This window comes from Jezberella sp. (assembly GCF_964834465.1).
Genome location: NZ_CBAZRM010000001.1, coordinates 12028 through 32382, shown reverse-complemented (window position 1 = coordinate 32382; position 20355 = coordinate 12028). Strand labels below are relative to the sequence as shown.

15 protein-coding genes are annotated in these 20355 nt (G+C 52.5%); 9 read left to right on the top strand and 6 right to left on the bottom strand.

Features of this window, described 5'->3' with window-relative positions; genetic code table 11:
* A complete protein-coding gene (locus AC1W8Y_RS00135; RefSeq protein WP_482012428.1) occupies positions 1–1371 on the top strand; it encodes a tryptophan--tRNA ligase in 1371 nt (456 codons plus the stop codon).
* Between the two features lie 54 nt (positions 1372–1425).
* Here the strand turns inward: AC1W8Y_RS00135 and AC1W8Y_RS00130 are convergent, their stop codons facing one another.
* From AC1W8Y_RS00130 to AC1W8Y_RS00120, 3 genes are all read right to left on the bottom strand, one after another.
* Entirely contained in the window at positions 1426–1779 is a 354-nt protein-coding gene (locus tag AC1W8Y_RS00130; protein WP_482012427.1) for a cupin domain-containing protein, read from the bottom strand.
* A 23-nt stretch (positions 1780–1802) separates the two neighbouring features.
* Positions 1803–2183, bottom strand: coding sequence for a RidA family protein (locus AC1W8Y_RS00125; RefSeq protein ID WP_482012426.1), 381 nt, complete (start codon positions 2181–2183; stop codon positions 1803–1805).
* An 81-nt stretch (positions 2184–2264) separates the two neighbouring features.
* Complete coding sequence (locus AC1W8Y_RS00120) at positions 2265–4649, bottom strand: Tex family protein (RefSeq protein ID WP_482012425.1); 2385 nt, start codon at positions 4647–4649, stop codon at positions 2265–2267.
* A 101-nt stretch (positions 4650–4750) separates the two neighbouring features.
* Here AC1W8Y_RS00120 and yoaA point away from each other — a divergent pair, with 101 nt between their 5' ends.
* Positions 4751–6733, top strand: coding sequence for a DNA repair helicase YoaA (yoaA, locus tag AC1W8Y_RS00115; protein ID WP_482012424.1), 1983 nt, complete (start codon positions 4751–4753; stop codon positions 6731–6733).
* A gap of 62 nt (positions 6734–6795) precedes the next feature.
* On the opposite strand, the gene AC1W8Y_RS00110 is transcribed toward yoaA, so the two are convergent.
* Complete coding sequence (locus AC1W8Y_RS00110; RefSeq protein ID WP_482012643.1) at positions 6796–7587, bottom strand: outer membrane protein assembly factor BamD; 792 nt, start codon at positions 7585–7587, stop codon at positions 6796–6798.
* A 106-nt stretch (positions 7588–7693) separates the two neighbouring features.
* On the opposite strand from AC1W8Y_RS00110, the gene AC1W8Y_RS00105 reads away from it, so the two are divergent.
* From AC1W8Y_RS00105 to phaR, 5 genes are all read left to right on the top strand, one after another.
* Positions 7694–8650: an RluA family pseudouridine synthase gene (locus AC1W8Y_RS00105; RefSeq protein WP_482012423.1), complete on the top strand. Its 957-nt coding sequence runs from the start codon at positions 7694–7696 to the stop codon at positions 8648–8650.
* 27 nt (positions 8651–8677) lie between these two features.
* The gene (gene pgeF / locus AC1W8Y_RS00100) at positions 8678–9463 is read left to right on the top strand and encodes a peptidoglycan editing factor PgeF (RefSeq protein ID WP_482012422.1); all 786 of its coding nucleotides are present in this window, start codon (positions 8678–8680) and stop codon (positions 9461–9463) included.
* Positions 9464–9576: 113 nt separating this feature from the next.
* Entirely contained in the window at positions 9577–11199 is a 1623-nt protein-coding gene (gene phaC / locus AC1W8Y_RS00095) for a class I poly(R)-hydroxyalkanoic acid synthase (protein ID WP_482012642.1), read from the top strand.
* Between the two features lie 14 nt (positions 11200–11213).
* Positions 11214–11951: an acetoacetyl-CoA reductase gene (gene phbB / locus AC1W8Y_RS00090; protein WP_482012421.1), complete on the top strand. Its 738-nt coding sequence runs from the start codon at positions 11214–11216 to the stop codon at positions 11949–11951.
* A 79-nt stretch (positions 11952–12030) separates the two neighbouring features.
* Positions 12031–12609: a polyhydroxyalkanoate synthesis repressor PhaR gene (gene phaR / locus AC1W8Y_RS00085; protein ID WP_482012420.1), complete on the top strand. Its 579-nt coding sequence runs from the start codon at positions 12031–12033 to the stop codon at positions 12607–12609.
* On the opposite strand, the gene cphA is transcribed toward phaR, so the two are convergent.
* Entirely contained in the window at positions 12610–15180 is a 2571-nt protein-coding gene (gene cphA, locus AC1W8Y_RS00080) for a cyanophycin synthetase (RefSeq protein WP_482012419.1), read from the bottom strand.
* Between the two features lie 38 nt (positions 15181–15218).
* On the bottom strand, positions 15219–17387 hold the full coding sequence (locus AC1W8Y_RS00075) for a cyanophycin synthetase (RefSeq protein WP_482012418.1): 2169 nt from the start codon (positions 17385–17387) through the stop codon (positions 15219–15221).
* A gap of 206 nt (positions 17388–17593) precedes the next feature.
* Here AC1W8Y_RS00075 and AC1W8Y_RS00070 point away from each other — a divergent pair, with 206 nt between their 5' ends.
* Both AC1W8Y_RS00070 and AC1W8Y_RS00065 read left to right on the top strand, forming a co-directional pair.
* The gene (locus AC1W8Y_RS00070) at positions 17594–19894 is read left to right on the top strand and encodes a cyanophycin metabolism-associated ABC transporter (RefSeq protein WP_482012417.1); all 2301 of its coding nucleotides are present in this window, start codon (positions 17594–17596) and stop codon (positions 19892–19894) included.
* Positions 19887–20351 carry a cyanophycin metabolism-associated DUF1854 family protein gene (locus AC1W8Y_RS00065; RefSeq protein ID WP_482012416.1) on the top strand — a complete coding sequence of 155 codons (465 nt, stop codon included), beginning with the start codon at positions 19887–19889 and terminating at the stop codon, positions 20349–20351. The genes AC1W8Y_RS00070 and AC1W8Y_RS00065 overlap by 8 nt, the downstream gene beginning before the upstream one ends.
* Positions 20352–20355: the final 4 nt, after the last annotated feature.

Sequence of the window (20355 nt, the reverse complement as noted above, 5' to 3'; positions counted from 1 at the left end):
ATGAATTCACGCGTACTGACCGGCATCACTACTTCAGGTACTCCGCACCTCGGTAATTATGTCGGGGCCATTCGTCCCGCGATTGCGGCGAGTCAAAGCACAACGGTTGACGCGTTTTTTTTCTTAGCGGACTACCACGCACTCATTAAATGCGAAGACCCAGAGCGTATTGCCCGGTCGCGGCTTGAGATCGCCGCGACGTGGCTCGCTTGCGGGCTCGATCCGTCTCGGGTGACGTTTTATTGTCAGTCCGATATCCCAGAAATTCCAGAACTGAGTTGGATGCTGACTTGCGTGACGGCCAAAGGGATGATGAATCGCGCGCATGCCTATAAAGCCTCTGTCGATCAGAATCATGCCAAGGGCGTCGATGAGGACGATGGGATCACGATGGGGCTATTTTCTTACCCCGTTCTTATGGCAGCTGATATTTTGATGTTCAACGCACATCATGTGCCTGTTGGACGCGATCAGATCCAACATATTGAGATGACTCGAGATATTGCGCAACGATTCAATCATTTGTTTGGTCAGGGCAACTCTTTTTTTGTCTTACCTGAGGCGGTGATTGCAGAAGATGTGGCAACCTTACCCGGTCTCGATGGACGCAAGATGTCCAAGAGTTACAACAATACGATACCGTTATTCGAAGGCGGTGCGAAGGCCCTGAAAGCGGCCGTAGCTCGTATCGTGACTGATTCATTGGGCCCTGGTGAGCCTAAAGATGCTGACGCTTCACACCTCTACCTGATCTATAAGGCATTTGCTCGGCCAGAAGAATCGGCGGCGTTTCATGCAGACTTGGCGGCCGGACTCGGTTGGGGCGATGCCAAGCAACGATTGTGCGACCGTATTGAAGCTGAGCTTTCGCCGATGCGCGACAAGTATGAAGCTTTAATGCAAAATCCGGCTGCGATCGAAGAGTCGTTGGCCATTGGTGCCCAGAAAGCCCGCAAGATTGCCACGCCACTGATGCAAACGCTAAGACAGTCCGTCGGTATTCGCAAATTGTCGGGTAGCGCGAACAAAACGAGCGGCCAACCTTCGTCAGCCAACAAAGGTGGTAAGGGCGCGCGTTATGTGAGCTTTCGTGATGAGGCGGGACAGTTCAGATTTAGATTGCTGGCAGCCGATGGGGCAGAGTTGTTCTGCTCGATTGCTTACGCGGATCCTAAACAAGCGGGTGCTGTCCGTAAGCAGCTTGAGTTGAGATGGGCGGATGACTTTATTGTCTTGCAGGGCGACACAGGCTTTAATTTGTCTCTCGATGGGCAAATCGTCGCACACGGCCCAGCGACAACATCGCTGGTTGAAAGAGATCTCTTGTTGCAAACCTTGCGGGTTTCGATGGTGCCTGAAGTAGCCGAGTAACCCCAATGGGATACATCAGCCATTCATTCGCGAGTCTGCCACAACGTTCGATGATCAGCCGGTCACTAGTTCGTATCCGGCGCCTGCCGGCGAAACAACGGATACAAAAATCAGTGGTTCAGCCCCTGTGTTTAAAACGCCATGAACTTCACCACGGTGAGCGATCACCACGTCGCCGGCTTTAATCGGTCTGGTAGCGCCTGTCTTGTCGAATCGGTACTCACCTATACCTGACTGGATAATCCACGTGTCCTGTCCGACTGGATGAAGATGGGCACTGATACTTTGCCCCGGTTGCACGTACCACGCAATCACCGCTGAGTCCTCAGACTCAGTGACGACCGACCGAATTGGCTCACCCACATTGGGTTTAAGGAAAGCGCTGCTTTGGAAGATTCTTTCATGCATGATTCGCCTGCTCGATGAAGGGGTTAAGCGCGGAGTGCTGTTACTTCAATTTCGATCTTCATGCGAGGGTCTGCTAGCCCGGCCACGAACATCGTTGCGGCGGGTCGCACATTGCCGAAATAGCGTAGAAGGACCGGCCAGCAAGGTTCAAAGTCATCAGCCACCGGCAAGATATAGTGCACACGAACCACATCGGCTAACGATGCATGGGCCTGTTGCAGCGCGTGTTCAATGTTTTTCAGGCATTGCTCGGCTTGCTCTACCACAGAGTCAGAAATTGTCATCGTTGAGTAGTCGAACCCAGTCGTCCCAGACACAAAGATCCAAGGATCAGCGACTACCGCTCGCGAATACCCCATTTTCTCTTCAAAGGATGAACCACTACTAATAAGCTTTCGCGTCATGGATGACTCTCATAAAAAAGAACAACGTGGATACTTCACTGACGCTATTGGTGCTTGGCGCTTCTTCAAGCTCTCTAATCGTTAGCGCTTGAGTTTCGCAAAGGCAGCTGCCATTGCCCCACCCGTTGCCGTTTCAGATGGATTCATTGACCTTTGCTTGCCAGTATCTTGCCGCGTGCCTGCCGCCCGTTGATTGCCTGACCGAGGCCCAATAGAGCTTGCTGATCCAACAGATCTGGCTGGCGGGGTGTCATCGTTAAGACGCATCGTCAAAGCGACCCGCTTGCGTGCGACGTCGACTTCTTGAACCCGCACCTTCACCATCTGGCCGACACGCACCACATCACGTGGATCAGAAACAAATTTGTCCGCGAGCGCCGAGATATGCACCAGCCCATCCTGATGCACACCTATATCCACAAAGGCACCAAAATTGGCGACATTGGTGACAACTCCCTCAAGAATCATCCCCGGAATCAAATCCTTTAAGGTTTCAACGCCTTCCTTGAAGGTCGCCGTTTTGAATTCGGGGCGTGGGTCACGACCCGGCTTTTCAAGCTCTGCCAAAATATCGCGAACCGTCGGCACTCCAAATTTCTCATCCGTAAATTCTGACGGCGATAGCCCCTGTAGTTTTTCGCGATGCCCGATCACTTCTTTGACATTGGCAGCGATTTTTTTCAGAATTCTTTCTACGACAGGATAAGCCTCAGGGTGGACAGAAGATGCGTCCAAGGGATTGTCACCGTGAGCAATGCGTAAAAAACCTGCCGCCTGCTCAAATGCTTTTTCACCAAAACGGGACACCTCAAGCAATTGACGGCGGTTTCGGAAAGCACCTTGCTCATCGCGCTTAGCAACAATGTTTTTAGCTAAGGTGCTGTTAAGCCCTGAAACGCGGGTCAACAAAGCAACGGACGCTGTGTTGACATCCACCCCGACGCCGTTGACGCAATCTTCGACCACCGCATCGAGCGATCGCGCAAGTTCACGTTGATTTAAATCGTGTTGATATTGGCCGACGCCGATCGCTTTGGGATCAATCTTCACCAACTCAGCGAGTGGGTCTTGCAGACGGCGGGCAATCGACACTGCCCCGCGCAAACTCACATCGAGATCGGGAAACTCAAGCGCAGCCAATTCAGATGCTGAATAAACCGATGCGCCAGCTTCAGAGACGACAACGCGCGTCAATTTCAGGTCGGGATGTGCCGCCATCATGTCGCCAACCAATTTTTCTGTCTCGCGAGAGGCAGTACCGTTGCCGATCGCGACGAGTTCAATCTGATGTTTTCGAGCGATGTTCGCCAGGACGGCAATCGACCCCTCTCGGTCGAGACGAGGTTCGAACGGATAGACGGTGTGGGTTTCAACTACTTTACCCGTCTTGTCGATGGCAGCGACTTTGACCCCCGTGCGAATGCCGGGATCCAAACCCAGCACCGCCTTCGGCCCAGCCGGTGCAGCCAGCAAGAGATCTTTCAAATTTGCCGCGAACACTCGCACGGCCTCTGCTTCTGCAGTTTCACGCAAACGTGTCACCATTTCGCTCTCGAAACTGGTTAATAGTTTGACGCGCCAAGTCCAGCGACAGACGTCGGCTAACCATTTAGCGCGAGGCGAAGGTGACAACTCGAAAAGATCTTTGCCTAACTTTAGAAACTGGCCAATCCGCACCACGCACGGATGCGGCACGAGTGCATCAAGAGACGCCTCTAAACCGACGCGAATCTCAAGCATGCCCTGTTGTCGTCCGCGCAACAGCGCGAGTATTCGGTGTGATGGCAGTGTGCGCAATGGCTCGTTGAAATCAAACCAATCACGAAAATTTTCACCCTCGGCTTCTTTCTCCTCAATGACTTTTGAGTAAAGATAACCCGTTGCCCACAGATGAGTGCGCATGTCTTCGAGCAAGTCGGCATTTTCTGCATATCGCTCAGCCAAGATGTCTCGGGCACCGTCCAACGCGGCCTTGGCATCCGTGATGTTGGCGTCGACGTTCAAATAACCGGCAGCGATCGATAAAGGGTCGCATGTCAGGTCTGCAAGAATCTGATCAACCAGTGGTTCAAGCCCGGCCTCACGGGCAATCTGGGCGCGCGTGCGACGTTTGGGCTTGAATGGGGCATACAAATCTTCAAGGCGCTGTTTAGTATCGGCTTGATCAATCAGCGTATTGAGTTCGGGCGTCAGTTTTCCCTGTTCGGTAATCGACCCAAGGATGGCAGCGCGCCGCTCTTCTAGGTCACGCAAATAAAGCAATCTGACATCAAGATTTCGCAAAACGGTGTCATCTAACCCGCCAGTTGCTTCTTTACGGTATCTTGCAATAAAAGGGATCGTTGAGCCGTCATCGAGAAGTTCAATGACTGCTTGAATCTGGTTGGGGCGAATTGAAAGTTCGCTAGCGAGTTGGTTGATGACCCTAGTCAGGGCGGCGGCGGACAGATTTTCAGCAATGCTCATTGATCAGACTTAAAAGGTTGCGGCGAATCAGATGATTTTGCCACATCCAGAGAGAGGACAGCCTTTCAGGCAGTATGATCAAGCACCTGATAGGTTTTTGAATGCAAAATTCGTCGATTAAAGAAGTATTTTCAGCGCAAGGCCCGCTTGCACAACACGCACCGGGTTACCGGGTTCGCCCCGCTCAGATTGAGTTGGCCGAGCAGGTCGAGCTCACCATTGCATCACGCAGCACGCTGATCGCTGAGGCTGGCACGGGTACCGGCAAAACGTGGGCATACCTTGTACCAGCGTTATTGAGCGGCGGCAAGGTGTTGATTTCAACGGGCACTCGTACATTGCAAGATCAACTCTTTACGCGCGATTTGCCAAGAGTCAGAGACGCATTGTCGATGCCTGTGTCTATTGCACTCTTGAAAGGTCGTGGCAATTACGTTTGCCACTATCATCTTGCTCGTTTACAAGAAGAAGACCGAGGGTTGAGATCCCGAGCTGAAGTGCATCAACTGAGGCAGATTCACACCTTTACTAAACAATCGACGACAGGCGATCGGGCTGATTTGGGTGTCGTCCCAGAAGAGGCAGAAATCTGGCAACGCGTCACGTCGACCCGAGAAAATTGTCTTGGTCAAGATTGCCCGAATGTGAAAGATTGTTTTGTTCTAAAGGCCCGGCGTCAGGCGCAAGAGGCCGAAGTGGTGGTCATCAACCACGCGCTTTTCATGGCCGATGTCGTGCTCAGAGAAGAAGGGGTCACCGAACTGTTGCCAGAAGCTGACACGGTCATCTTTGACGAGGCACACCAATTGCCTGACACGGCCACACGGTTTCTCGGTTCGAGCATTTCGACGCATCAATTTCTTGATTTGGCCAAGCTGGTTGAGACTGCAGGTTTGGCCCATGCACGCGAGTCTTCGAACTGGTCTGAGCAGGCTCGCCGAATCGATCAAGCTGCAAAAGATTTGCGATTGTCATGCGCATCGCTCGAAAAGATCCCCTCGCGAAAGGTGACGTATGAGGCTTTTGTCGAGCGCAGTGAGTTTGATGATGCTCGATCAAAGCTCGCGCTCGCCTTATCTGATATCGGCGACATGCTCAAAGTGCTTGAGCAAAAGCATCCAGATCTGGCGATTGCTGCTCGAACCTGTCATGAGCTTGAACAAAGCATTCACGATTGGGATGCTGCGAGCCAACGAACCAGCAGCATTGATCATCAGATTGTGCGCTGGATAGAACTTGGACAGCATCACGTTCGTTTGCATGCAGCCCCTCTGTCGGTCGCCGAGGCCTTTGCAAAATACCGAGAAGCCTCACAAGCGTGGGTATTTACTTCAGCGACCCTGTCTGTCCAAGGTGACTTTGGCCACTTTATTGCTCGGTTAGGGCTCGAAGGTGCAACCACCTTGCGGATGGAATCCCCTTTCGATTACGCCAAACAGGCCTTGCTCTATGTACCAACTGAGCTGCCCCCCCCTCAGGCACACGATTTTTTACCCGCCTTTGTTGATTTGCTGTTCCCACTGATACAAGCAAGTCAGGGTGGGGCGTTGATTTTATGCACGACCTTGAGGGCCGTAGAACGTGTGGCTCTCTTGTTGGGTGATTTATATGAGGCGCAGGGGATCGATTGGCCTATTATGCGCCAGGGGTTCGGCACACGCCGTGACTTATTAGAGAAATTCCGAACCCTTGATCACGCCGTATTGGTTGGTAGCGCCAGTTTTTGGGAAGGCATAGACATTGCCGGTGAACGCTTGACGTTGGTAGCGATCGACAAACTACCATTTGCCCCCCCAGACGATCCGGTCTTGGAAGCGCGTCTGAGACATTGCCGTGAGCAAGGGGGGAACCCCTTTATGGAATATCAACTGCCCGAGGCAGCAATTTCGCTCAAACAGGGCGCCGGTCGTCTGATTCGCACTGAAACTGACTGGGGGGTACTGATGGTTGGGGACACCAGACTCGTCGACAAACCCTACGGTAAGCAACTCTGGAGGGGGTTGCCGCCGTTTGCTCGGACCAGAGAGCAGCAAACAGCGATTGACTTTTTAACCGAGAGAACCGGGTCGGGCAGCCAGTCTTGACCAGAGGCCCGAGTTTTTAACCGTGTTTTATGCGTGAATAGTCCCCGTTCATGGGGATCACGTCAAAATAGACTGAGCGGGTTGTACCAGGGGTATTTTTCCCCAAAACCTTCGGCGATTAAGCGCGTATTCGGGAAGTTTTTCAATAGAATCCGCTCTGTATCGTTGCGTAAGTCTGCCATCCCCAGTTTTTCGTAGGACATCATCATGATGTAAAGCGCAGGCTCGGCGGAGGGCACCCCCTCAAACTCGGTCACCACAATTTGCGCCCTGTTGATCGCTGCGACGTAGGCATAACGCTCATAGTAATAACGCGCAATGAAGAGCTCATTTTGCGCCATCGTGTCGACGAGCCAGATGACCCGTTTACGTGCGTCAGGTGTGTACTTACTGTCGGGGAAACGCGAGATGAGCTCATTGAAGGCTGCATAGGATTGGCGCATTGAGCGTTGGTCACGTTCACCAGGATTTTGCCCAGTCAGGTTTGCGAAGAGGGCGCTCGGCGGGGTAAAGGTAATTAACCCCTTCAAATAGAACATGTAATCCATGCTCGCATGCGCAGGGTACTGTTGCTGGAAGCGATTGATCGTCGCCAGCGCCTTTTCACTTTCTTTATCCTTCCATTCGCAATAGGCCAAGTCAATCATTGCCTGCTGGGCGTACGTGCCAAACGGGTATCGCGCTTCGATGGCTGAGAAGCGTTCTTTGGCGAGCTTCCAGTTGCCCTCTGACATTTCTGCTTTACCGTCAGTCAATAGTTTTTCGGCAGACCAGTTAGCAGTCGGGTCGTACTCTGTCCCTTTACTAGAACAACCCGTCAGCGCAATGGCGCAGAGAAGGACAAATAATCTGATAAACGCAGTTGCGTTCAGGTGCAGGTGGGGTAAGTTAAAACGGGTCTGTCCGATCACGTCACGATCCTTGGTGGTAGCATTCGCTTTCCATTATATGTCTAGTCTCATGATCCAATCTTTAGAAATTGCTGATAACTTGCCAGATGACGAGCCCCTTGTGTTTAAAGTGGTCGATGGCATGCCCTTGGATCGGCTCGACAAGTTGTTAGCGCAGCTCATTCCTCAACATTCGCGCAGCAGATTGCAGGCGTGGATAGAGGCGGGACACGTACAGGTTAACGGGAAAGTCGCCAAAATTCGCCAATCGCTGAGAGAGGACGACCTCGTGACCGTGTATGAGCAACCGGCCCCAGAGGATCAAGCGTTTTCTCCAGAACCCGTCGATTTTGAGGTGCTCGAAGAAAGCAACGAGTGGATTGTCGTGAATAAGCCCGTTGGTCTCGTTACCCACCCCGGTGCGGGCAACTGGAGCGGCACGCTCCTAAACGGTTTGCTGTTTCGGTATCCAGAGCTTGCTCACGTGGCGAGAGCCGGCATTGTGCATCGTTTGGACAAAGACACCTCAGGTTTGCTAGTGGTTGCGCGTAGCGAAGTCGCGCAAACCCATTTGGTAAGGCAGTTGCAAGCACGCACGATGGGACGCCGTTATCTCGCATTAGCTCATGGGCGTATGTTGTCTGCGAATACTGTGGATAAGCCGATTGGGCGCGACCCAAGGGTGCCTGTCAGAATGACCGTGGATAAACCGAGTGCACCGAAAACCGCCGTGACCCACTACGAATTGGCGCGAACGGGCGAATATCACGAGTCCAATGTCTCGCAGGTCATTTGCCGCCTTGAAACGGGGCGCACCCATCAAATTCGGGTGCACTTATCGAGCCTGGGGCATCCCTTGCTCGGTGACACGCTTTATGGCGGTCGCATACTCGGGCAGGCACAGCGACAAATGTTGCACGCCTACGAACTGGCATTTGACGATCCCGTCAGCGGCGACACGATCCAAGTCACCGCCCCAATACCCGCCGATATGAGCGTGGTATTGGATGCGGTTCGATGGCAGTGATAGGTTGAATTTCACGGGTTAGATTGCATGGTTCAGCATCAAACGGAAAACTCGATTGACGTCGTCAGGCCCAGCAAATCCTGGGCGGGTGTTGATTTGTTTTGTACGACACGTGCCGGCGGTGTGAGCATCCCGCCATTTGACAGTTTTAACTTAGGATTGGGGGCGGGTGATGACCCCGTGGCCGTTCACACGAATCGAGATCGGCTGATGACACTCGTCCCAGCCAAGCCCTACTGGTTGAAACAGGTGCATGGCGATGTGGTTCACCAAGTCGACTTGGTGCCCTCGGTCGCTGATTGGCAAACACCTGAAGGTGACGCGAGTGTGACCACACAGCCCGGCCGGGTGCTGGCAATACTTACCGCCGACTGTTTGCCTATCGTGCTTGCCGACGATCTTGGGAAGGTTTTAGGGGTCGCTCATGCAGGATGGCGCGGTCTGGCGTTGGGGGTATTAGACCGTACCGTCGAGGCGATGAGATTGTTGCAACCGGACTGTAAGTCCCTCAAAGCCTGGATTGGCCCTGCGATTAGTCAAACAGCCTTTCAAGTTGGGCAAGACGTGCACGATGCGTTCGTGCTGCCGGATCCCGATGCAAAAATGAGCTTTGCGATCGATCAGCGCGAACCCGGTAAATGGCTCGCTGATCTTCCAGGCCTAGCGCAGCGCCGTCTCGAAAGCATGGGCATTATGGATATTGAAAACGCGGCTCTCTGTTCCTTTTTAGATGCAGAAGCGCGTTTTTTTTCATATCGGCGAGACAAAATAACCGGTCGGATGGCCACATTGGCGTGGCTCACGAGAGGGTGAAGTAACATTCAGGACGACTGTTTACCCTGATTGACAGGCAAGATTTGCTAGATCAACATATGACTCATTCATTAACGCAGATCTGTCGTGCTTTGTCTTTTGAGGGTGTCAGCTTGAATTTACCATTGCCAACTGATTGGGTCGTACCGCCAGGTATCGAGCAGAAAGTCCTCGAGTCAATCCGCACAGAGTTTTTCAAGCGTTGGCACGAGTTGACGACCTCAGCTGCCGAGCAGCAACTGCCTTCCTTGTCAGATCGACGCTTCTCTAGTCCGGCCTGGTCGGCCAACCCGAACTATTTGATGATGGCGCATTTTTATCTGTTGTCTGCTGAGTCGATGCAGCGCATGGTCGAGGCGACGGACGGCCCGCCCGAGTTGAAAGAGCGGTTGCGCTTTTCAATCTCTCAGTGGCTTGATGCCATGTCACCTGCTAATTTTTTGGTGACTAACCCTGATGCCCAAGAAAAGTTGCTCAAGACCAGCGGCGAGTCGGTCGTGGCGGGTTTGAATAACCTGTTTGAAGACTTGCAAAAGGGGCGAATCACTCAGACTGATGAATCCAAATTCACGGTCGGTGAAAATGTGGCAACTACCCCTGGTAGTGTGGTTTTTCAAAACAAATATCTTCAACTCATCCACTATCAACCCGTCACCTCAACGGTTTATGCTCGCCCTATTTTGCTGGTGCCGCCCTGCATCAACAAGTTTTACGTGCTCGACTTGCAGCCTGAAAACTCTCTGGTTCAACATACGTTGGCGCAGGGGTTTAACGTGTTTCTGGTTTCATGGCGTAACCCTGTGCCCGAAGACAGCGATGGTATCGACAAGGCCACGTGGGATGAATATCTGGAAGAGGGCGTGTTGAAAGCCATTGAGGTTGTTCGAACCATTTCTGGTCAAAGCAAAATCAACACACTCGGGTTCTGCGTCGGCGGTACGATGTTAGCGACAGCACTGGCGGTTGCGGCCTCTCGTGGGCAAGAACCTGCAGCCTCCCTGACGCTGCTTACCTCGATGTTAGATTTTAGTGATACTGGTGTCTTAAATGTGTTCGTCGATCCCCAGCAGGTTTCAATGCGCGAGAAACAAATCGGGCAAGGCGGGTTAATGACCGCGCGCGAACTATCAACGACTTTTTCATTTTTACGCCCCAATGAGTTAGTGTGGAACTACGTCGTCTCTAACTATCTAAAAGGCGAGAAGCCCCCCGCGTTTGATTTGCTCTACTGGAACAGCGACAGCACCAATTTGCCTGGGCCATTTTTCACTTGGTATTTCCGCAATACCTATCTTGAAAACAACTTGCGTGAACCTGGCAAGTTGAAATGTTCGGGCGTGCCAGTGGATTTAAGCAAAATCAGGATTCCCGCGTACTTATACGGATCCAAGGAAGACCATATCGTGCCTTGGAAGACGTCCTACCTGTCTACCCAAGTCTTGCGCGGTGAGAAGCGATTCGTGCTCGGTGCCTCGGGCCATATCGCTGGGGTCATCAATCCACCAGCTAAAAATAAGCGTAGCTTCTGGGCTTGCAACGATAGCGTAGACCATGCGAGTGCAACGCAGTGGTTTGACAATGCCGTAGAAACACCGGGCAGCTGGTGGAACGATTGGACATCATGGTTGGCCAAACACTCGGGTCGAAAAATCAAAGTTTCTGCAAAGACTGGCAACGCAAGTTATCCAGAAATAGAGCCCGCACCTGGGTCTTATGTAAAAGTTAAAGCTATTTAAAAAAGGGGAACAAAATGAGTAAAAAAGTCGCTTATGTCACCGGTGGGATGGGAGGGATCGGAACAGCGATCTGTCAGCGTCTGGCCAAAGAGGGCATGACGGTGATCGCGGGATGCGGCCCCACGCGCAACTTTCAGCAATGGATTGACGAGCAAGCGGCGCTTGGCTACACGTTTCACGTATCGGTCGGTAACGTCTCTGATTGGGATTCAACGGAGGCCGCTTTTAAAAAAGCAGTCGCTGAACATGGCCCGATTGATGTGCTCGTGAACAATGCCGGTATCACCCGAGATGGGGTGTTTCGTAAAATGAATGTGCAGGATTGGCAAGCGGTGATGGACACGAACGTGACCAGTCTGTTCAATGTTACTAAACAAGTGATCGATCCGATGGTTGAACGGGGTTTTGGCCGTATCATCAATATCAGTTCGGTCAACGGTCAAAAGGGTCAGTTCGGTCAAACCAACTATGCGACCGCGAAAGCTGCCATTCACGGCTTTACAATGTCGCTAGCGCTTGAAGTTGCCAGTAAAGGGGTCACTGTCAACACGGTATCACCGGGTTATATCGGGACCGATATGGTGAAGTCAATCAGACCAGACGTCCTGGAGAAGATTGTTGCCACGATTCCAGTAAAACGCCTGGGGCGTCCCGAGGAAATCGCTTCGATTTGTGCGTGGATTGCGTCGGAAGATGCGGGTTTTTCAACCGGTGCAGATTTCTCGCTGAATGGCGGTTTGCATATGGGGTAAGCACATGCCTAACCGCATGATCGTCTCATGTGGTCAGGCCAAGCCCTTAGTCCGACAAAGAAGGTAACTAGAGAATCAGATGGCTGAAGCAGCAACGAACAGTGCAGTGCGGTTAATCAAAAAGTACCCAAACCGGCGTCTTTACGATACCCAAACCAGCACCTACATTACCTTGACCGACGTCAAACAACTCGTGCTGGATCAAGAGGTGTTTAAGGTCGTGGATGCCAAGTCCCATGAAGATCTGACACGTAGCATTTTGTTGCAAATTATTTTGGAAGAGGAGAGCGGCGGGGTGCCGATGTTCTCGTCAACCATGTTGGCTCAAGTCATCCGGTTTTATGGCCACGCCATGCAAAGTGTGATGGGATCTTATCTTGAAAAAAACATCCAAGCTTTCATGGATGTGCAAGACCGTATCGCAGAGCAATCCAAAGGGGTTTACGGCAATCAGTTTGGGCCTGAAACTTGGGCGCAGTTTTTGAATGCTCAAAATCCGGTGATGCAGAATTTGATGAACGGCTACGTTGAACAAAGTAAACATCTGTTCACCCAGATGCAAGACAAGATGCAAGATCAAACGCGCCAGCTCTTTAGTTCTTTTCCGTTCACGCCGACTGCTGGTGGCCCAAACGGAAAAGACGATAAGCCTAAATAATTACCCTTCTTTAATACGGGTGGCAATGTGATCCAACGCCTCTTGAACTTGATCGATCAAGATCAAACACAGATCTCCTGGCACTAAGTCTTGCAGTGCGGTATCGATGGCAAGAAATTCACCTCTGATCTCTTGAACTTCTTTTGTCCTCGATACCTTTTCCAATCCTTTGCGTAAAAGAAGCAGCACTTCGCCGTCTTCTCTTCCACGTTGGCACTGGTCTTGATACAGAATCGCTTTGTCGAAAACCTCTCCGAGTATTTCAGTTTGTCGAATGATGTCTTCGTCACGTCGGTCGCCCGCACCGCTGATGACAACGGTTCGGCGTTTGGCGGTCATACTTTCGATGGCTGGCACCAACGCTTCGATAGCGTCGGGGTTGTGCCCATAATCTGCGATGACCGTTGCGCCGCGATAATCGAAAACGTTGAACCGGCCCGGTGCAGTTTGCGCATCGTTGACGAAAGTCGACAAACCGGCCTGGATGGTGGTGAAGTCGACACCAAGTGCCCAAGTCGCAGCAATCGAGCACATGGCATTGTCGATTTGAAAACCGATGGTGCCACCGCGAGTGAGCGGAATGCTGCTCAATGGGATGCGATGCTCAAAAACACCCTCTGCACACACAAGGTGGTCTTGGTCTTTGAACACCACTCGTTTACCCTGAGCACGATGCGTGATCAGAACTGGGTGTTGAGGATCGATTGAGAAGTAAATGACCGAACCGGGGCAGCTCGCAGCCATCTTCGAGACTAGCGGGTCTGTGGCATTGAGCACGGCAGTTCCGTGCGGGGAAACGTTCTGAACGATGACTTGTTTGACTAACGCTAAGCCGTCAACGGTGTCGATGTAGTTCATGCCCAGGTGGTCACCCATCCCAATGTTGGTGACGATGGCGACGTCGCAGCGATCGAAGGCTAACCCTTCGCGCAGGATACCGCCACGAGCGGTCTCAAACACAGCGGCATCGACATAGGGATGCATCAAGACGTTTCTTGCGCTACGAGGCCCGCTACAGTCACCCGTATCGATACAACGATGCTCGATATAGACACCGTCAGAATTGGTCATGCCAACACGATGGCCTGCCGCCGTCATCAAATGAGCAGATAAACGTACGGTTGTCGTTTTGCCATTTGTCCCAGCCACTGCGATGACGGGGATTCTGCCATTCTCGCCTGCACTGAACATGGTCGAGATGATGGCTTCACCGACCGCCCGACCTTGTCCGAAGGATGGGTTCAGATGCATGCGTAAGCCTGGCGCAGCGTTGATTTCAACAATACCGGCGTGTTGTTCTTCCATGGGTTTATGCATGGTCTCAGCAACGAGATCAACCCCGGCGATGTCTAAGCCGACCATCTTGGCTGCGGTGACAATTCGAGCGGCCAATTCAGGGTGGACCTCATCTGTCACATCCGTGGCACTGCCGCCAGTGCTCAGGTTGGCGTTGTTTCGTAGCAGCACGCGTCTGCCTTTGGCAGGGATCGAATCGGCGGTTAGTTCCTGTTTGGCCAGTGTGGCTAAGGCAATGTCGTCAAACCGGATTTTCGTCAACGGCGTGGCGTGACCATCGCCACGCAGCGGGTCGAGATTGACTTGATCAACCAAGTGTCTGATGGTACTTTGACCGTCGCCGATGACATGTGGAGGGTCACGCCGGGCAGCTGCTATCAATCGATCGCCGACGACCAACATCCGAAAATCATGTCCGGGGATGTAACGTTCAACGATGACATCTCGGCTAATGTCGGCGGCAGTTGCAAAGGCGGCGATCAATTGTTCGTGCGTCTCAATATTGACCGCTACGCCTTTGCCTTGGTTGCCGTCTCTGGGCTTGACCACAACGGGTAGACCGATTTTTTTCGCAGTATCCCACGCCTCATCAACCGTTGAGACCACGTAACCGTGCGGCACAGGTACACCAGCTACATCCAGCAGCATCTTGGTTAAGTCTTTATCCTGAGCGATCGCTTCAGCGATTGCACTGGTATTGTCTGTTTCAGCGGCTTGAATTCGGCGTTGCTTACTCCCCCAGCCGAATTGCACCAAACTACCTTCAGTCAGGCGACGATAGGGAATGTCTCGCGCGATCGCCGCGTTGACGATTGAGCCGGTGCTGGGTCCAAGTCTGATGTCCTCGTCCAGTTCTCGAAGGGTTTTCAGTGATGAGGCGATGTCAAAGCCTTCATTATTCAGGGCTGCGAGACACAAGGATTCAGCCAACGTCAGGGCAAGTCGACCGACAGCCTCTTCCGAGTACTCGACCACCACTTGAAAGACCCCAGCTTCAGGCGTGCTGATCGTCTGAGCGAAAGCAACTGGGCAACCCGCGGCAGCCTGTAAGCCAAGGGCGACCGCCTCTATTGCATGTGCCATTGAGAGCGGATCTTTATGCCCTAAAGGGCGAAGCGCCCGGACGTCAGGAAACCTGGCACGAAGTCGAGTGGAAAAATCCGGAATTTGATCCAGATCACACTCAACACCTTCGCAGGTAACCACCGCCTCAATGGCGGTGTGTCCACTCCACAAATTGGGGCCGCGCAAGGCGCGAATACGTGAGACTTCCATGTTGGTTCCTCTGGGTATTGAGCGAGAGTATGGGTGATTTAACGCAGCGGGCTGAGTAGGCCCGCTGCAATGAGATCCGTCGACAAACCGAGTGCCCAAGAGGCGGCGGCCCCGGCTAGGGCGGTAGATCGCGTCTGATCCGATGGCGCTTGCAAAACAAAGGGGCATTGATCGACAGCCACTAACTTGATTCGATCATTGCCTTGTGCAAGCACGACTTGCCCTTGCTCAAGCAATACCGCACGATGCCCTTGCCGAAGGTGTTCTTGAATCAAAGTCTGCGTGGGATTCAGGCTGTAAAAGGTTACCGCCCCTTCGCAATACTCAGCCAGAGAAGCGACAATCGAATCGTCTGCGTTGAGTACTGCCGTACCGGTTTTCAATACCACGTCAACAAGTGTTCTAAAAATTTTGATCAGATCATCGCTATCCGAGAGATGATGCATGTCATACGCCTGAAACTCATCAGACCATTGAATGCGCGTGACCACGCTGACATCACACACCTCGAATGGCAAGCCGTTGGCAAGAATTTCGTGGCCGGTTGTCTCGATGACAGCTGCTTGTACTTCCCGATTCAATAGCAGTCTGCGAGCCTGATCGAAGTTTGCGCTATTGTCTGGGCTGATGCGACGACGACCCACTTGTAACCCTGTTTTCGCCGCAATCCCCGTTTCCCAGCCATTCAAGTTCATGAGCTTAAACAGTAGGGTGCTTAAATGGTCGAGGTTGTCCGTGCCACCGAGCCCAACGATCGGGATCAACCCGCTGTCGGTGGGGCCAAACATGTGATCCACAATGGCCCGGCCAACAGGGCGAGCCTGACCTTCTGCAGGTTTGATGTGCATAAGTAACCCAGGACCCGCGTTGACTTCAACGATCGCTCCGGCTTGTTGACTCAATGGCTGAGAGATATCTTTTGCGACCAGATCAATCCCTGCGATGTCTAAGCCCACAATGCGTGCCGCCATGGCAACGGTGTCGGCCACCTCGGGATGAACGTCGTCCGTACAATCGATCGCGACGTTGCCACTGCGTTGAATGATGACGGTACGGCCATCGTCAGGAATGGATTCTGGCGTCAGGCCTTGTTTTTCGAGTTCAAGTCGATTGGCTGAATCAAGGCGGATAAAGTTCAGCGGATGATCTTCGTTACGACCTCTGCGTGGGTCAGCATTGATCTGGCTTTCAATCAAATCGAGTACCGTCGATTTACCGTCACCGATAATGAAAGCCGTTGATCCCTTGGCAGCTGCCACCATCTTCCCACCGACCACAAGCAGGCGATGTTCTTCACCAAAAATGAACTTTTCGACGATGACGCCTGACCCCTCTTGAACGGCGATGGCGTAAGCGGCTTCTACTTCTCGTTGAGAAACCAAATTCGTGAACACGCCGCGACCGTGATTGCCATCGACGGGTTTGACAACCACAGGGATGCCCAGCTCTTGAGCGGCCTCCCAGGCCTGCGCGGCGTTTTCGACAGACTGCCCTTGCGGTACGGGTATGCCGCATGCTTGAAGCAATGATTTTGTTAAGTCTTTATCCCTAGAGGTGGTCTCTGCGATAGCACCCGTTTTGTCGGTTTCGGCAGTCCAGATTCGACGTTGGTTTGCGCCATAGCCCAATTGCAATATATTGCCGCTACTTAAGCGAATGATGGGGATGCGTCTGTCATACGCGGCCTCAACGATGGTTGCCGTACTTGGCCCCAAATAATACGATTCCATGAGGTCTTTCAAGTTTTCGACCATTTCAGGGATGTCGCAGTCGCGATCTTCGTAGGCGGCCATGACGACGTCGCGCCCAGCGTGCAATGCTGCCCGAGCGACGTGTTCGTCCCAAGCGGTAATGACGACGTTATAAACCCCTCGTTTTGGTGTTTCACGGGTTCTGCCAAATCCACCGCGCATGCCAGCGAGCGTCAGCAACTCAAGGGCAACATGCTCAAGAATATGACCAGGCCAAGTGCCTCTCTCGAGACGCGTTAAAAAACCACCGCGAACCCCTGGGCTGCACCGATGTTCGATTAACGTGGGCATCCACGCAGTGAGTCGCTTGTAAACACTTGGCACTGCATCCGACGGGAAGTCCTCGAGCTCGCCGATATCGACGATCGCTTCAATCACCGGGACAAATTGGAGGGTCCAGATATGCGGACCACGCAAGTGGATGATGCGCTCGATAACGATGTCGCGTTTATTCATATGTCTTGATCAGCCCTTTGAGTTGATTTTTCGCCTGCAACGATCGCCTGTGTCAGGACATGGATTCGTCAAGTGCTTAAAAGTTCATGCTGCAGTGCAATAATGTCGCGAATATGGCCTTATGGTAGCAAAAACGTATTTTGCTAAGCAGGTCATGCCCCTTCCTGCCGGTTTCCACCCTGCAGGCTCGTTATACTAGACGGGTCATGAAGTTGCCACTGAACGCCCAAACGAATAATAAACCGACGCTGCCCATTGCTTGGGCAAGCGCTCTGCATGGCGTGCTTGCGCCTGATGAGTCCGTCAAAGCTTGGCTTGAGCCCGATTTAGACGACAATCTTCGGTTTAACGCAAGCGTGATCGTGTTGACAGAGAGACGCGTGATTACACGCCACGCAGGTACTGAAAACTGGGTTTCTTGGGTTATTGGATCCAATCAGACACTCGAACATCGGGATTATGCAGGCCTTGGCGCCATTGAGTTGTTTGAGGATGGTCGACGAATTGCCATCTGGCACCACACCTTGGGGTTTGCTGCCGCGGTCAGCCGTCTCTGCGAAACTTTTTTGGTTTGCCAGACGTTGGAGGCAAACCCTAGCGCTGAAATCGATACGGCCCCTGCCACATGCCCGACTTGCGGTACCCCCTTCGCGCCAGATCAAGAAGAGTGCGCAGTCTGTAGTGGCGAGGCGCAGGGGCCTAATAACGGGTGGGCGTTGCTCAGACTGGTTCGATTTGCCAAGCCATATCGCGGTTTGCTGATGTTGGGGCTGATTCTGACCTTGATGTCCACAGGGGCAACCTTGGTACCGCCTTATCTCACCATGCCGTTAATGGATAGGATCTTGATTCCCTTTCAAAATGGCAAACCCATTGATTACGATCTTGTCGCTTTGCTATTGACAGGGTTGGTGGTGTCAGGCTTTCTGGCGTGGTTGCTGAGTTGGGCAAGAACGTATTTGTTGGCTTGGATCAGCGAACGTATTGGTGCTGATCTTCGTACCGCTACCTTTACGCATTTGCAAACCTTGTCTCTGCAATATTTTGGCGGAAAGCGAACGGGTGATTTGATGGCCCGGATTGGCAGTGAGACGGATCGCATTAATTTGTTTTTGTCTCTACACCTCCTTGATTTCGCCAACGATGTGTTGATGATCTTGATGACCGCGGGTATTCTGATTTCAATCGATGCCAAACTTGCGTTGACCACGTTGATCCCCCTGCCATTTATTGTGTGGATGATTAATTCGGTCAGGGGGCGGTTGCGTCACGGTTTCGAAAAAGTTGATCGAGCCTGGAGCGACGTCACCAACGTGTTAGCCGACACCATCCCCGGCATTCGCGTGGTCAAAGCATTTGCACAAGAGGATCGCGAAGTGGCACGCTTTCGCGATGCCAACAATCGCTATCTCGGGGTGAATGACAGGATCAACAAGGTCTGGGCCTTGTTTGCGCCGACGGTGACGTTCTTAACTGAAATTGGTCTGCTGGTCGTGTGGATTTTTGGGATTTCGCAGGTGGCCGCTCATGGCATCACCGTCGGCGTGCTGGCGGCGTTTTTGGCCTACATTGGTCGGTTCTACACCAGATTGGATTCCATGAGCCGTATCGTGTCCCACACGCAACAAGCGGCTGCGGGGGCAAAGCGCATTTTTGATATTCTTGATCATGTATCGAGCGTGCCGGACGCTACCCGTCCTGTACCGCTAGATCAGATCGAAGGTCGAATCGAGTTGCGTAACGTGGGGTTTCGATATGGCAGTCGCACGATTTTGCGCGGGATCGATTTGAATATTCGCGCCGGTGAGATGATTGGCCTGGTCGGCCATAGCGGATCGGGTAAAAGCTCGTTGGTCAATTTGATTTGCCGCTTTTACGATGTGACGGAGGGAGGGATACGAGTCGATGGCGTCGATATCAGATCGTATGCTTTGGCATCCTATCGTCGCCATATCGGGCTCGTGCTTCAAGAACCCTTTTTGTTTTTCGGTAGTATTGCTGAGAACATCGCCTACGGTAAACCTGAAGCGACGCGCGAAGAAATCGTGGCCGCCGCGCGAGCTGCCCGTGCTCATGAATTCATCTTAAGGTTGCCCCAAGGCTACGACTCGCTGGTGGGCGAACGGGGGCAAGCTTTGTCGGGCGGCGAACGTCAACGTATTTCGATCGCTCGAGCGTTGTTGATCGACCCGAAAATTCTGATTTTGGATGAAGCAACGTCGTCGGTGGACACAACGACTGAAATGGAGATCCAAGAGGCGTTGGATAATTTAATTCAGGGTCGCACGACAATTGCCATTGCGCATCGCCTAAGCACACTTCGTAAGGCCGACCGATTGGTGGTCTTGGATCGCGGCAAGGTGGTTGAGATTGGGCCCCACGACGAGCTCATTGAACGACAAGGTGCTTATCATGCACTCTATTTGGCGCAGACGCGTCAGACTGACGCAGCGGCTGAAGTCGTTTTGACAGACGCACCGGCCAAGCAGGAAGAGGCACATGTTTGATTTTAAATTGTCTCGTAGTCTGGCGGGTAAGCTTGTCCTGACAACGGCAACCGGTGAGACGCATGAGGGGGTTGTGCCAGTTCGAGCGTTTCCGGTGGGGGCGCCTGAGTTCTTTGTGGCCATGATGAGTTCAGAAGGCAAAGAAATTGTCTGGATTGACGATTTGCATAAGCTTCCTGACGAGACTCGCCAGTGCATTCTTGATGAGATCGCTTCACGTGAGCTAATCCCAGAGATTTTCAGCATCCTATCGGTTTCTACCTTTTCAACCCCCAGCGACTGGGTGGTGATGACAGACAAGGGCCGCACCACCTTCACACTCAAGGGTGAAGAGGACATTCGTCGCTTGGCCACTTGGACCTTGCTCATCACGGATAGTCACGGGCTTCGCTTTTATCTCAAAGACATTCAAGCCCTGGATAAAAATAGTCGAAAAATCCTAGACCGATTTTTATGAGCGC